Origin of the sequence: Reyranella sp. (genome assembly GCF_050185545.1) — a bacterium.
Lineage (GTDB): Bacteria > Pseudomonadota > Alphaproteobacteria > Reyranellales > Reyranellaceae > Reyranella.
On the sequence record NZ_JBFWZI010000058.1, the window covers coordinates 23,639 to 37,630 of the forward strand.

The following is a 13,992-nucleotide window of genomic DNA, read 5'->3' on the forward strand; positions in this document are numbered from 1 at the left end:
CCTCCCCATGCTTCGAAAGCGAGTTGAGCGGCGATCTTGGCAGGAGATGCTGGGTCTTCGCCACGCGGATGGCGCTCTGGCATCGTCCGAGCGATATCAGTTCACTCCTTCTCGTCGCCGTGCGTCGGAGGCTTGGCCGGAGCGTGATCGAGGAACCACAGCAGATCGCTGGACTTTGCCTTGCCGGCGCGTCGCTTGAAGAATTCCGCCGCAGTTTCCACGGCGCCGACCTTTTCGGCGACGGCTGACGCGATCCACTGGTTCAGTGACACGCCGTCTTCTTTTGCGAGCCTCGCGGCTGCGTTCTTGATCGATACCGGAAGCTTAAGCGGATAGGTAGCCTTGCTCATGTTCGCACCTTGTCGAGTACATCGGCCGGCCGCAGAACAAGAATGCCAGAACGACCGGCTGGAACGAAATCACTCGCGTTAAATGTCACAACGGCATTCGCCCGTCCGTTTACCGCTGCTTCCAGAACCATTTCGCCGGACAGATCCCGCAGTTGCGGTCGCCACTCGATGTGGACCGTCACCGGTTCGATGGCGCTCGCCAGCGCCGACAGAACCTGCTCGATCTGTCGTCCATTCAGCCCGTGCACCGCCCGCTGCTCGGGTCGTCCCAAGACGTCCTCGTACTCCAAGAACAGCGCAGTCGTTGCTAGTGCCACGATGCGCCCTTCTGCGACGAGACGCAGGACTGCGTTTGACGCACTTGCCCGGCTCCGTGCGCTCTCACTCTCAGTGGTACTGGCGCTACCTTCGCTTCAAAGAAAGCCGCGCGTGAGACCTTGTCAACTCGAGACAGTCGTTACGTGAGACCTCGACGTTTCGCATGCTCACGAGCGCTATGCCAACCTGCTGACTCGAAGACAAAACAGGCTCCGACTTTCGTCGCAGTTTCCGCCCGGGGACATTCATCCCAGACGCTCCACGACCTTTCGAAAACGGGCGCACCCTCTTAGGGGCTCTTAGGGGGAGGTCGGAGGCACCCGAGCTACTGTTTCGGCAACGCGTCCAGCGCCTTCTTGGCCTCGGCGTCGTTCTGTGCCGCCGCCTGCTGCAACCAGCTCTTCGCCCGACCGGGATCGGCGCCGAGGCCGGCGCCGCCCTTGGCGAGCAGCAGGCCGAGGCGACGCTGCGCCTCGGGCAGGCCGGCCAGCGCGGCGCGCTCGTACCACTCGGCGGCGCGTGCGCCGTCGGGCGTGAAGCCGCCTTTCGACGGACTCACCAGCGGGTCGTAGAACGTCGCGAGCTCGAGTTGCGCCGGCGCACTGCCGCTCTCGGCGGCGCGCCGGAACACCAGGAAGGCTGCGGCCGTGTCGCCGGACTTGGCATAGTTGCGTGCCTTGGCGAGCATCGCCTCGGACGTCGGCCGGGTCGAGAAGAATTCGCCCACGACCTCGCGCACCGACTTCTTGGGCGGGGTGCCCGGTGCCATCGGCACGGTCGGCGCCGGGGCCGTCGGCGCCGCGGCCACCGGGCCGTCGTCGGGCGGCGGCGCGATGTGATTGGTGTAGACGTAGTAGCCGCCACCCGCGAGCAGCACCGCGACCACGGCGGCGATCAGCCAGCCGGTTCGGCCGGACGGCGGTGGTGGTTCCGGATCGAAGGCGCGTGAGGCGCGCAACTCCGGCCGGGGCGGTGGCGGAGGAGGCGGCGGCAGTTCGGGCTCGGGCTCCGGCTCCGGCTCGGGAGGCGGCGCCGCCGGCCTGCCGCGAAAGTGAAAGACTTCGTCGCCCGGCTTGCTCGTCGGGTCGACGGCGCCCGAGGTCAGCATCGCCGGCCAGGCGACCACGGTGGTGGCGACGACACCAATGTCGGGCTCCCTGACCCGCAGCCTCACGGTGGCGATGCCGGCCAGGCGATCGCAGATCTCGGGGCCGAGATGGAACTCCAGGATCTGGCCCCGGCGCTGGACATGTTCGGGCTGCAGCCATGCCTCGGTGCGCCGCCAGCCGTCGTCGCCGAGATGGTTGTCCGGGCCCTGCTGGCGCTGGATCGACAGCGCCAGGCCCTGCGGCGCGGCGTCCAGGTCGCCGATGCGCAGGATCGCGTGACCGGGCTCCGGCAGGCTTTGGACGGAAGCGCGGATTGCCATGGCGGTGGCCTAGGCCGGCACCGCGCGGAGGATGGCGCCCAGCCGGTCGTTCTGCTCCGGGGTGATCTCGCGGCCGCCCTCGTAGCCGACATTGTCCATGGCGAGCTGCAGGAAGGCGCGCATCCAGTCCTTGCAGTAGTCGGCATAGATCGGCCGCGGATCCTCGCTCAAGGTCGGCACGCCGTTGACGATGGCCGGCGTCTCGAATACCCGTCGCACCGGGTTGTTGGGCGGCAGGCCGGGGCGCTGGTCGAGCGGCAGGCGATCGAAACCCAGAGCACTGACATAGCCGTTGAGCGCCGTCGAGGCGGTGCGCACCTGGCGCTCCGCGATCTCCTCCCACTTGGCGTTGGCGGCGTTCTCGAGTTCGCGCACCTCGTGGCTCAGCTGGTCGATCAGCTTCAGGCGATGGGCGCCGACCACCAGCTCGTCGATCAGCCAGCCGAGATGCTGGCGGTCGACACCGAAGTGCGACAGCGCCTTCTCGTCGGCGCCGACGCGGCGCATGTTCTCCAGCCAGTACTCGGCGGCCTCGCGGGCGAAGCGCTCGGCGCGGTCCTCCAGGACGCCGGCCGGCGGGGCGCTGCGGCCGGGCTCGTCGCCGAACACGTCGGCGAAGATCGCGCCGAGATCGACCGACGCGCCGGTTGCCTGGGTGACGTGGGCCGGCGCCTTGCCGTTGCGGCCATCGGCTTCTTCGGCCGGCCGGGCCGTGGAGATGCGGAAGTAGATCTCGCGCAGCGCGCTCTCGGCGACATGCAGGGCCGCCACCAGCTCGCCGAACAGCTGCTGCTGGATGCAGGGGCCCAGCCCGCGCAGCACGGTGTGCACGAGATCGCGCTTCTCGGCGCGCGAATCGCCGTCGGCGGCGCTGTGGAAGCCGGCCAACCGGTCGACCAGGCGGCGGATCTGCACCTCGAGCTGGCCACGCACCTGGGCACGCTTTATCACCGGGTCGCACACCGGGATCAGGCTGCGCACGAGATACGACACGCCGCCGTCGTTGGGCCGGAACGCCTCGTCCCAAGCGCGCGCCGGGTCGGCGAAGTGGCGGCGTACGTCGAGATTGGCGACGAAATGGCCGCGCAACTCGACGGCGCGCTCGGCGAACGATTCGGCGATGCCGCGCTCGCGGCCGCCCTCGTAGTCCATCAGCCGCTCGTCGATCACGGTGGGATTGCGCAGCCAGAAGGTGTTGTCGAACGGCCGGCCGTTCCAGTTGGTGGGCCATTCGCCGCGGAAATTGTTGATCAGCGAGTTGTTGAGGCGGGCCGACCAGCGCAGGCGGCGCGATTCCTCCGTCTCGCCCGCCTTCTGCTCGAACTCGCGGTCCATCTTGCTCAAGACCAGGAACAGCGCGTTGCGCTGCTTGGCGCGCTCGCCCGGCGTGGCGCCGATCGTCTGGTCGATCCACGCCGTCATCATGTCGGAGAGATCGCGGACCTCCTGGTTGCCGTCGGGGATGCAGAGCAGGATGGCGCTCAGCTCGCGCTCGGCCGAGTAGCGCTGGAAGAGATAGGCGACCTTGCCGCGCAGCAGCAGCTCGCGCAGCGGGTTGGCGCCCTCGGCGACACCCTTGGCCTTCGCGACGTCCTCGAGATTGGCGAGCTTCAGCCGCGAGCGCGCCCCCGGGAAGTCGAGCAGGTCGGTGTGATCGAAGAAATCCCACGGCTTCTCGGCGATGGCGACGCTGAGCTCGGCGGTGAGCGCGCAGATCAGCGAGCGCGGCAGGCGCGCATCCGGCGCGGCGCGGCCGTCCGTGTGCAACGGCCGCACCTCGAGCGTGTCGGCCGAATCGGCGCCGAGACGATCGAGCGTCAGCACGTCGACGATGCTCTTCTCGCGCGGGATCAGGGCGTCCATGCCGAGCAGCGCTTCGGGCGCGAAGGCGAGCTTCTGCAGGCCGTCGTAGAGTGTCAGGTAGAGCTCGGTGAAGGGCTCGAAATCGTACCACAGCAGCGACCACAGCCGGGCGCGGTCGCGGCCGCCCAGCCGCGGCGCCAGTTCGATCGCCTCGCGCCAGTAGTCAGTGCGCAGCTCGGCGGTAACGCCGGCGAAAAAGGTGTCGAAATACTCGATCAGGTCGAGCACGTCGTCGGAATCAAGGTCGCCAACGGCTGAGGGCATTGCCTTGGCGCGCAGTTCGCTGAGGCGCTTCCTGATGGCGGCACCGTCGGGCCGCTCGAAGGCCGCCTTCTGGTGATCGAAGTCGAGCAGGAAGGAATTGCCCAGGATCTTGACGATGTCGGTCTGGGTCAGCAGGCGCACGCGAACCGGAAAATCCTTGTCGCCGGCGCTCAGCCCCAGGCCGAAGCGCGTCACCAGTCCCGTCGATTCGCGATTGCCCGGCGGGTTGATCTCCTTGAGGAAGTCGTAGCTCTGGTCGGCGAATTTCGCCTGCAGGGGATTGCCGTCGCGGCTCGCCAGGATCGACACCAGGTACGACTTGCCAGCCTGGCTTGGGCCGAACACGCCGACGCACATGCGCCGCCGCGCCGCGCGCGCCAGCTTGCGGCTCTGGTTGCGAACCTTCTGCAGCTCGCTGATCAGCGAGGGCGCCTGCTGCGCCACGGTCGGCGACTGCTCCGCCGCGCCCTTCAGCCAGGCGACGCCTTCGCTCGCGGAGACAGCCAATGCCTCGCAGTCCTGGGCCAGCCTGAGATCGATGGTGTCCATGTCCTCAACCGGTCTTGAGCATGCCTGTATCGAGCCAATATCCTTCGCGCCGCGGCAGCGTCTGCAGGCGCAGGGTCAGGCGATCGAGCGCCACGGCGCGGCCGTCGCGATTGGTCACCTGGCGCAGGCGGAAGCGTTCGACGTCGCCCGAATCCTTGTCCTTCGGCTTGACGCGGGCGAGCGCCACCTTGAACGGCGTCTCGCGGGCGTGCCGCTCGGCGTGCTCGGGCCGCGCGAACTCGAGCGCATATAGCCGCGCCGCCGGCCAGCGCACCAGGTCGAGCTGGCGGGCGCCGAGCCACATGGGGCCGCGGAACTCGAAGGTCGTCTCGGGCAGCTCGTACTCACGGTTGTCGAGATCGACGTCGCGGTAGACCAGGTCCTCGCGCTGCAGCCGCCCGCCGCCATCGAGCTTGCCGATGAACTTGGCGATGCTGCGCGAGCGCAGGAGGTCGGAGCGGAACGAGAAGTCGGGCAGCTGCGACTGGGCGAGGGCAGCGATCATGGCGCCGACCGCGACCGTGGTCTTGGGATCCTCGACGCGCAGGCGGGCGTCGCGGAACGGGTACCAGGCGCCGACGCGATAGTCGTGCAGGGAGATCACGCGCTCGGGCGGCAGCGGCAGCAATTCCATGAGAAGGCCGCGGATGCCGGGCAGACGCGACGGACGGCCCGACAGCAGCAGCACGTCGCAATCGTAGGCGTGCACGATCTCGGCGAGCGGCGCCAGCACCCGGCCCATCTCGGCGCGCACCGTCTTGTCGAGGTTCGGCAGCTCGACGGGGAATACGGTAGCGCGTAGATCGAAGCCCCTGGCGCCGCGCTTGCGCGCCGCCTCGTTGACGAAGGTCACGACTTCCTCGGAAGGCTTGGCGCCCTCGGCGAAGAATGACTCGTAGGGCCGCGGCTCAGCCGCGACGACTCCGGACGCCGGATCATAGGTCTCGGCAGCCCGCATCAGCTCGAGCGCGATCGGGTGGGCGATCTGCAAAGCGAACTGCTGGCGGAGGTTTCGCTGGATCACGTCCTCGCCGCCGCGGTCGCCGCCCACCAGCTCGGCCATCAGGTCGTCGGGGTTGGCGATGCCGGCGCTGTGCAGCGCCGCCTCGACCGGCGGCAGGACGTGGCCCTGCACGACGCGCAGCAGGATGTCGTCGCCGGCGACGTTGAAGCCTTCGCGGAACCGCTGCTCGGGGAACAGGGTGACCGAGGTGCCGGCACCTTCCAGCCGGTAGGTGTTGATGATCAGGTCGGTGGTGCCGCCGCCGACATCGATGCTGGCGATGTTGAGCGCGCCGTCGGCCGGCTTGCCGCGCGGCTTGCTGGTGATCTCGAAGAAGCGGCGGGCGTCACCGCCGAAATTGCGCGCCACCTCGGTGTAGAGATAGACCAGCTGGGTGCAGCTCGCCTCGTCCCAGTCGGTCAGCACGCGCGGCGGCGGCGCGGCCTGGTCGTCGAGCTTCCAGCCCAGCATCATCCACACCAGATCGCGCGCCGCCTCGGCGCGCTTGCGGAAGATCAGGCGCTCGGCCAGCGGCATGCCGGTGGGCAGGGTGAGCACGACGCGCCGCAGGCGGCGCGGCGTCTCGGCGTGGGCGCGCCTGCCGCGCTGCTGCGGCGAGTTCATCAGGGTCAGCGCCTGCAGGAGGATCTCCGACAGCACGAACGTCATTACAGAAGAACGCGAATACAGCGGCTCGAACACCGGCAGGTGATCGGCGCTGTCGGCGTCGGAGTCGACGAGATGCAGCGGCTCGCCCTTCTGGTTGACGAGCTGCGCCATCGGTCCGGCCGCCGCGGGCATCGCCGTCTGGTCCTGGGCATAGGCGATGTTGAAGCGCCATTCGCGCGGCTGCGGCTCCTCGTCCCACAGATAGCGCTTGGGGCTCGACATGCCGGTGTTGCCCTCGGTGCCGCGCCGGCGTGCGGCCAGGCGAGTCGCTTCCGGCCCGACCCGCGTCATGGTCGGCCAGACGAAGGCGTCGGCGCGGCCGCCCAGCCGCGACAGGTGGTTCTTGCCGAACCACGCCTGGGCGAACTCGACGCGCGATTCGAAGGGCCGCGCGTGCACGCTCTCGGGATGCGAGAGATCGCGCAGCGCGAGCTCGTAGGAGTCGTTCAGGTTGACGCCAAGCTCGCCCGCCGCCTCGATCAGCAGCCCGCACGTGCGCGAGTTGCCGACGTCGAGCACCAAGTCGACCTCGATGGCGCCGCGGCCCGGCCGCTCGGCATCGCCCACCAGCTTGATCGGCGGCAGGTGCAGGGCGCTGGCCAGCAACCCCAGGAAGGCGAGGTAGCGCGCCGTCGCCTCCTGCGGCTTCTGCTTGATGTCGCTGTCGATCTCCTCGAGCGTGGCGCGCGGATGCAGCTCGCGGAACAGCTCCTCGAGCCACTGGTTCATCCAGCCCTGGCGCAGCAGCCAGTGGTTGGCGCGCTGCTGCGGCGCCAGCGCGAACAGCGCGCCGGCGGTGACGTCCTTGGACGACGGGGTGAGATAGGCGCGGCCCTCGGCCTCGGCGATCAGGCCGGTATCGAAGGCGATCACCGCGCGATAGCGGTTGCCCTGCTCATCGCGGTAGCCGGCGCCGTAGCGCGCCTCGAGATCGACGACGCGCACGCGCGCCCAGTCGGCCGGACCTTCGCGGAACTGGTTGTTGGGTCGCACCTGCAGGAACGGCAGCGGCACCCACTTGTCGAGGAAGGGCGCCAGCGCGTCCTTGGCGGTGATCACCAGATTGGGCTCGGCGGCGCGCCGGCGGCCGGCCTCGACGACCTCGTACTGGCCGTGCGCCTCGTCGAAATCGAGCTGCACCAGATCGTCGACACCCTTGCCGGCGGCAGCGTCGTGGAAGCCCCATTCGCGGATCTTCAGGCGCACGGGGTCGAAGCCGAAATCGAGGAACTGAATGCCGGAGCGGGCAATCAGAGTCGTCGGGCTGGGATAGCTCGGCAGGCGGGCGAGATCGCTCATGTGATGCTGTTCAGATGTGTACCGATATTAGCCCTGCTGGGAGCCGAACAGCAGCTGAATGTGTCGCATGGATCAACGGCCGATCTGCACCCGATAGCTCCGCGAATCGCCCGGCTGGCTGCCGCTGCACTTCGCCACGCCGTCGGCGCCGACCTCGCAATTGACCGTGTTGCGCGCGTAGGTCCGCCCGTCGGCGCACTTGGGATTGGCCTTCTCCTCGATGGTGAGCTTGTCACCGCTCCAGCGCGCCTCGGCCGGGGCCTCGCAGACGCTGCCGTTCTTCTGCCTGAAGCTCACCTTGCCCTTGCCCTTGTCGTCCAGGGTGTAGGTCGGGCGGATGTCGCGCTCGCCGGTCGCGGTCGCCAGCCCGGTGCGCGAGCGCCAGTCGCCCTTCAGGAAGGCGAGATCCTGCTTCTGCCTGGCGTCGGGCGGCACGACCATCGGCTTGGGCTCGTCCTTGGGCGCCACGGCGCCCTTGTTCTTGTCGTCCATGCGATTGTTGTTGGCGCTGCCCCTGTCGGCATTCCTATTGTCGGCGTTCTTGTCGAGATTCCTCTCGTCCGGTCCGCCCGGGCCCTGGTCCTTCTGGCCCTGGTCCTTGCCGCGATCCTTGTCGGCCTCGTTGCCCGCACCCGGGCCCTTGTCGACGGCGGTTCCCTTGTCGACAGCCGCGACATCCGGGCCGACCGTGCTGTCGGGCGCGGCGCCGCGTTCGATCGGCACGTTGCCCACGATCACGCCGCCCGGAACGACCAGGCCGGCGGCGCAGTCGCCGCCGCGCCGCGCCAGCTCGTCGGTGAGCCGCGCCAGCTCCAGACGCAACGCCTCGCTGTCGCGCTGCAGGGTATCGACGCGCGCTTTCTGCAGCTCGACCGGCTGGCGCACCGACATGCCGAGCGCGCGCTCGCGCGCCTCGGCTTCGAGCACCGGCTCGAGCCGCGGCAGGTACGGCCGCACCAGCCAGGCGGCGAGCGCCAGCAGGAGAAGCAGCAGGACGGCGAGCAGCAGCCATTGCCACCAGGTCGAGCGCGCGCCGACCGCGGCCACGGCGGGTGCGCTGGCGAGCACGGCCTGCGGCGCCGGCTGGGCGAGGCCCGGCCGCGGCGCCGCCGAAACGGGCGGACTGGCGAGGAAGGAACCGGGGAGGGCGGCATCGGCGCTGAAGCCCCAGAACGTCATGACCGGCTTGCCGTCGACGACGTAGAGCGTGTCCTCGCCGGGCGCCGTCAGGGCATGACGCAGCAGGCGCGCGAAGTTGCGCTCGGCGCCCGACCGCGAGGGCGCCTCCATCGACTCGGCGAGGCTCGACATGTCGTCGTGGAGGCGACGAACCTCGTCGAGCACGGCGGTGCGTTCCGCCTCGCTGAGATCGGCGAGACCGTGCACCGTGCCCTCGAACGGGGCGTACCAGTCGATCTGTCGTCCGGTCGGGTCGACTTCGGGGATCGCCAGCAGGTCGGCGTGACGGCGCGACAGGCGCGCGGTCACCGCCGTGCGCAGCTGGCCGGCGGCGCGCCACACGGGGTCACCCGCCATGCCGAGTGCGCGATAGCGCTGCAGCGGTTCACTGACGAGAAGGGGTCCTGCGGCCATCCGGGTTCCCTGGCGATATTTTCTCAGCGCGGGCAGACCATGGCGTACGTCCAGCGCGTACCCCACATCTCCCCCGTTACGATGACATCGACCGAATAATCCCCGGCGACGGGCTTCCAATCGAAGCCGAAGCCGCCGCGGCCGCTGCGCGGGCCGCCGGTGCCGGCGAGCACCTGGCCACGATACACCACCCTGATGTCGTCGGGCTTGACATAGAGATTGTAGTTGATGCCGACGAAGCCCGGCCGGTCGCCGAGATAGTGGCGGTTGCGCGTCACGCCTTCGCCGCCGGAATCGCCCGACCAGTTGCACGGCAACTGGCCCGGCGGCGGACGGTTGAGGGACGGCGCCGGAGGCAGTGAGGCCTGCCGCTGCTGTTGCGGCGGTGGCGGCGGCGGAGGCGGCGCCGGCGGCTTGGCGGCCGCCACCGGCGGCGGTCGAGGCGGGGGCGGCGGCTTGGGCGGCTCGATCGGCTTGCACGCTGCGATCTTCTTCTTGAGCTCGAGTTCGAGCGCGGCCAGTTCGGTCTTGAGCTTGCCTTCGTCGGCTTCGGCGTTGTCGAGCGAGGCCTTCAGCAGCGGCGTCGGATCGGGCGGCGCTTCCGGCGGCGGCGGGGCCGGCGTCTCGTGGGTGGCAATGGTGAGGTCGGGCCCGACCGGTGCGCAGGCGCGCATCAGCCACGACGTCGCCAGGAGCAGCAGGAGCAGGAACAGGCCGAACAGCAGGGCGCTGAGCCACGGCGCCCAGGCGAGCCGTGCGGCCGGCACGGCGGGCACGCTGGCCAGGGTCGTGGCGGCGGCGGCCGCGATCGGCGCCGGCCGCGGCATCGTGGGCAGGGCGACCGGCTGCAGGCTCGCCACGGCATCGGCTTCGTAGCCCCAGGCCACGATCACCGGTTCGCCGTCGACTACATAGATGAAGTCGTCGGACGGCCGGCGGGTCGCAAGCTCCAGCGAGCGGCCGATCAGGCGCGCCTCGTCGGCCGCCGTGGCCGACTGCAACTGAGTGCCGAGCCGGCGGATCGCCTCGAGATGCCGCTCGACCGTGGCCAGCACCCGGGCACGTTCGCTCTCGCCGATATCGGCGATACGCCGCACCGGGCCGGAGCGCGCGGCGTACCAGTCGATGCCGTCGCCGTTCTCGCGCAACTGCGGATCGGCGAGAAGGTTGGCCGGCCCGTCGCCCAGGCGGCGTCGGATGACAGCCAGGAGCTGGCTGGCGACCGCATGCAGCGGATCGCCGCGCACGCCCAAGGGCCGAACGCCGAGACGGGTGGTCACGATCAGGGTGGGACGGTCGCCCATGACGCGCCAATATCAGCCAGTAAATCCGGCTTGTTTATGTCCAATTGTCCAGACCTTGGCGATGATTTTAAGGGCGCAGATCGCGCAGTCCCGGGGAAGTGACCTTGTGGTGACCGGCGTGCTCTTGGCGCACGTCACGCTCTTTTGGACCGCGGGCGTCCTGCCCGCTCAAGCTCATGAGCGGGCGGGACGCCCGCGGTCCGGAAGATTAAGAGCCTAACGCCCCGCCCCCGGGGCTCAGGAACGCCGTCTCCCCGCCGGCGGAAATCTTCACGATGGGTGTGGCGAACACGGCCGACAGCCGCTCCGGTGTGAGCATGGCCTCGCTCGGGCCGAGCGCATTCAGGCGGCCGTTCTCGAGAATGGCGACACGGTCGGCGTAGCGCGCCGCCATGTTGATGTCGTGCAGCACCGCCAGCACGCCCAGGCCGCGATCGGCGCGTCGGCGCGCGCTCGCCAACGCGGCATGCTGGTGGGCGAGGTCGAGGCCGGTGATCGGTTCGTCGAGCAGCAGGAAGGGCTGGACCGACGAATCGGCATCGCATTGCGCCAGCACGCGGGCCAGCTGCACCCGCTGGCGTTCCCCGCCGGACAGCACCGTGTAGGGGCGGTCGGCAAAGGCCAGCGCCTCCGTTTCATGCAGCGAGCGTTCGGCCAGGGCGCGCATCTGGCGCTCCGACAACCGGTCGCGATGGGCCAGCAGGCCGAGGGTGGCGATCTGCATCCCGGTGAAGTCGAAGGCTACCGCCGAATGCTGCGGCAGCACGGCGCGCCGCCGCGCCAGCGTCCTCTTGTTCCACTGCCCGATCGGCTTGTCGTCGAGCAGCACGGCGCCCCTCGCCACCGCGCGATCGCCGGCGATGGCGCCGAGCAGGGTGCTCTTGCCGGCGCCGTTGGGGCCGAGCACCGCCAGGAACTCGCCGAGCGCCAGGGCGAGCGAGATGTCCTCGATCAGGACCTTCGCGCCGGCGCGGACGCTGACGTTCCGGGCCTGCAGCAGGCTCACAGGCCGCTCCGGGCGGCGCGGCCGGCCAGCAGCCAGAGGAAGAAGGGGCCGCCGACCAGCGCGGTCAGCACGCCGATCGGCAGCTCGGCCGGCGAGACGACAGTGCGCGCGAGCGCGTCGGCCAGCACCAGGAAGGTGCCGCCGAACAAGGCGGCGGCGGGCAGCAGGGTGCGATGCGCCGGCCCCAGCAGGAGGCGCACGATGTGCGGCGCCACCAGGCCGACGAAGCCGACGGTTCCCGAGATCGCCACGCTGGCGCCGACTGCCAGGGCCACCTGCGCCACCAGGCGGCGCTTCAGCCGTTCGACATCGACGCCGACATGGCCGGCCTCGCGTTCGCCCAGCGCCAGCGCGTCGAGCAGGTGGGCGGCCGGCAGCAAGGTCGGCACGGCGATCGCCAGCACCAGCAGGGCGGGCAGGATGGCGATCCAGGTGACGGCGCCGAAGCCGCCCATGGTCCAGAAGATCAAGGTGCGCAGCTGCTGCTCGTCGGCGATGAACACCAGCATGCCGATGCCGGCGGCGGCGATGGCGTTGATGGCGATGCCGGCCAGCAGCAGCGTGCCGACCAGGGTGATGCCGTCGCGCGCCGCCAGCCGGTAGACCACGACCGTCGCCGCGAGGCCACCCACAAAGGCCGCGACCGGCAGCAGCCACGGCTTGAGGGGCGGCGGCACGATGTGCATCACCTTCTCGCCCAGCACGATCACCGTCACGGCGGCGAGCGCCGCCCCGCTCGACACGCCGAGCAGGCCGGGGTCGGCCAGCGGGTTGCGGAACAGGCTCTGCATTGCCGCACCGCCCGCCGCCAGCGCGGCGCCGACGGCGAAGGCCGCGAGCACGCGCGGCGCGCGGATGGCGTAGAGCACCGTCGCCGTGGTGCCGTCGATCGGCGCGCTGGAAAGGCCAAACGCCGACAGGAGGTTGGCGACGCTCACCGGGAAGGCGCCGATGCACAGGCCACCCAGCACGCTCAGCACGGCGGCAAGCGCAAACAGCGGAATCGGCCGCCGCACGGCGATGCCCAAGGCGGGAGCGCTCACCGGGTGCGGACGAGGTCGGGGTGGAGCGCGCTCGCCAGCTCCTCGGCCGCCTGTGGCGTGCGCGGTCCGAAGCCCAGCAGCAGCAGCGCGTCGAACTGCAGCACCTTGCCGTCGCGTCCGGCCGGCGTGCGGCTGATCGCCGGCTGGTCGAGGATCGCCTTGACGCCGCCCAGCGCATCCACGGTCTGGCGCGTCACCAGCACGAAGTCGGCGCGCGAGGCGATCACCGCTTCCGGCGTGAGCGGCCGGTAGCCGGCATAGCCGTTGATGGCGTTGATGCCGCCCGCCAATCGGATGATGCCGTCGGCCGCCGTCTCGCGGCCAGCGGCCTGCGGCGCGCCGCCGCCCATCGACAGCAGGAACAGCACCCGCGGCTTGTTGCCCGCCCTGGCGAGCCGCGCCGACAGCGCCTGCATCCCGGCGCGGCCGCGCGCGATCATGGCGTCGGCCTCGGCCGATTTGCCGGTGACCTTGCCGACCGCCGCGATCTTGGCGATCACGCTGTCGTAGTCGTAGCGGTCTGGCAGGACCAGCACCTCGATCCCGGTACTCCGCAGCTGATCGAGAGTCGTGGCCGGCCCCGCCGCCGTGGTGGCGAGGATCAGGGTCGGCTTCAGCGACAGCACACCCTCCGCCGACAGCGCGCGCATGTAGCCGACCTGCGGCAGGGCGCGCGCTTCGGCCGGGTAGAGGCTGGTCGTGTCGACGCCGACCAGCAGATCCTGTGCGCCAAGCGCGTAGAGGATCTCGGTGAGCGAGCTGCCGATCGAGACGATGCGCGGCGCCTTCCGGGCGCGCGCAGCCGGCGCGGCGAACGCCGCCGCCGCGGCCGCGATCATCGCGGCGCGGCGGCCGGGTGCGAGGGCCGTTGTTCTCCTCCCCAGCTCCGCTGGGGAGGTGTCCGCGTCTTCGCGGACGGAGGGGTCATGAGTCATCGCCTATGACCCCTCCGTCGCCGTAAGACGGCGACACCTCCCCGGCGAAGCTGGGGAGGAGAAGCGAAAGTGAGGACCTATGAGCGCGCCATCGGAGTGGCGCGCCCTCAGCGGGAGACCGTGATTCGTGTTGCTCACGACGCAGCCCGCTTCTCGATCCCGGCGACCAGGGTGCGCCATTCCTCGAGCTCGGGCTTGCCCGGCTTGCGCGCGCCGAACATCAGCAGGATGTTGCGGTCGAGCGCGTCGAACGCCTCGATCGAGGTGACGATGCCGTCGTCGGTCGGCTTGCGCACCGAGAACACGCGGGCGACGCCTTCGTCGCGCAGATGCAGGTTGAACGCCGGATCGACGATGTTGAACCAGC

10 protein-coding genes and 1 pseudogene are annotated in these 13,992 nt (G+C 70.1%); all 11 read right to left on the minus strand.

Going from position 1 to position 13,992, the window contains the following annotated elements; genetic code table 11:
• Nucleotides 1–101: 101 nt before the first annotated feature.
• Nucleotides 102–350, minus strand: a complete 249-nt coding sequence (locus AB7O82_RS17410) for a pilus assembly protein HicB (protein ID WP_428543135.1) — start codon at nt 348–350, stop codon at nt 102–104.
• Nucleotides 347–712: pseudogene (locus AB7O82_RS17415) on the minus strand (putative toxin-antitoxin system toxin component, PIN family); the annotation flags it as partial. The pseudogene AB7O82_RS17415 and the gene AB7O82_RS17410, both read right to left, overlap by 4 nt.
• Nucleotides 713–993: 281 nt before the next feature.
• A complete protein-coding gene (locus tag AB7O82_RS17420; protein WP_428619856.1) occupies nt 994–2,097 on the minus strand; it encodes a tetratricopeptide repeat protein in 1,104 nt (367 codons plus the stop codon).
• A gap of 9 nt (nt 2,098–2,106) precedes the next feature.
• The gene (locus tag AB7O82_RS17425) at nt 2,107–4,773 is read right to left on the minus strand and encodes a virulence factor SrfC family protein (protein WP_428543131.1); all 2,667 of its coding nucleotides are present in this window, start codon (nt 4,771–4,773) and stop codon (nt 2,107–2,109) included.
• A gap of 4 nt (nt 4,774–4,777) precedes the next feature.
• Nucleotides 4,778–7,744 carry a virulence factor SrfB gene (locus AB7O82_RS17430; RefSeq protein ID WP_428543129.1) on the minus strand — a complete coding sequence of 989 codons (2,967 nt, stop codon included), beginning with the start codon at nt 7,742–7,744 and terminating at the stop codon, nt 4,778–4,780.
• Nucleotides 7,745–7,816: 72 nt separating this feature from the next.
• A complete protein-coding gene (locus tag AB7O82_RS17435) occupies nt 7,817–9,337 on the minus strand; it encodes an SrfA family protein (RefSeq protein ID WP_428543127.1) in 1,521 nt (506 codons plus the stop codon).
• Nucleotides 9,338–9,360: 23 nt separating this feature from the next.
• Nucleotides 9,361–10,641: a hypothetical protein gene (locus AB7O82_RS17440; RefSeq protein ID WP_428543125.1), complete on the minus strand. Its 1,281-nt coding sequence runs from the start codon at nt 10,639–10,641 to the stop codon at nt 9,361–9,363.
• Nucleotides 10,642–10,849: 208 nt separating this feature from the next.
• Entirely contained in the window at nt 10,850–11,647 is a 798-nt protein-coding gene (locus AB7O82_RS17445) for a heme ABC transporter ATP-binding protein (protein ID WP_428543123.1), read from the minus strand.
• Complete coding sequence (locus tag AB7O82_RS17450) at nt 11,644–12,675, minus strand: FecCD family ABC transporter permease (RefSeq protein WP_428543121.1); 1,032 nt, start codon at nt 12,673–12,675, stop codon at nt 11,644–11,646. Before AB7O82_RS17450 ends, AB7O82_RS17445 begins: the two co-directional genes overlap by 4 nt.
• Nucleotides 12,676–12,686: 11 nt before the next feature.
• The gene (locus AB7O82_RS17455; RefSeq protein WP_428619857.1) at nt 12,687–13,529 is read right to left on the minus strand and encodes a heme/hemin ABC transporter substrate-binding protein; all 843 of its coding nucleotides are present in this window, start codon (nt 13,527–13,529) and stop codon (nt 12,687–12,689) included.
• A gap of 230 nt (nt 13,530–13,759) precedes the next feature.
• Nucleotides 13,760–13,992: ChuX/HutX family heme-like substrate-binding protein (locus AB7O82_RS17460; RefSeq protein WP_428619859.1), on the minus strand; the 233-nt coding region annotated here is incomplete at its 5' end.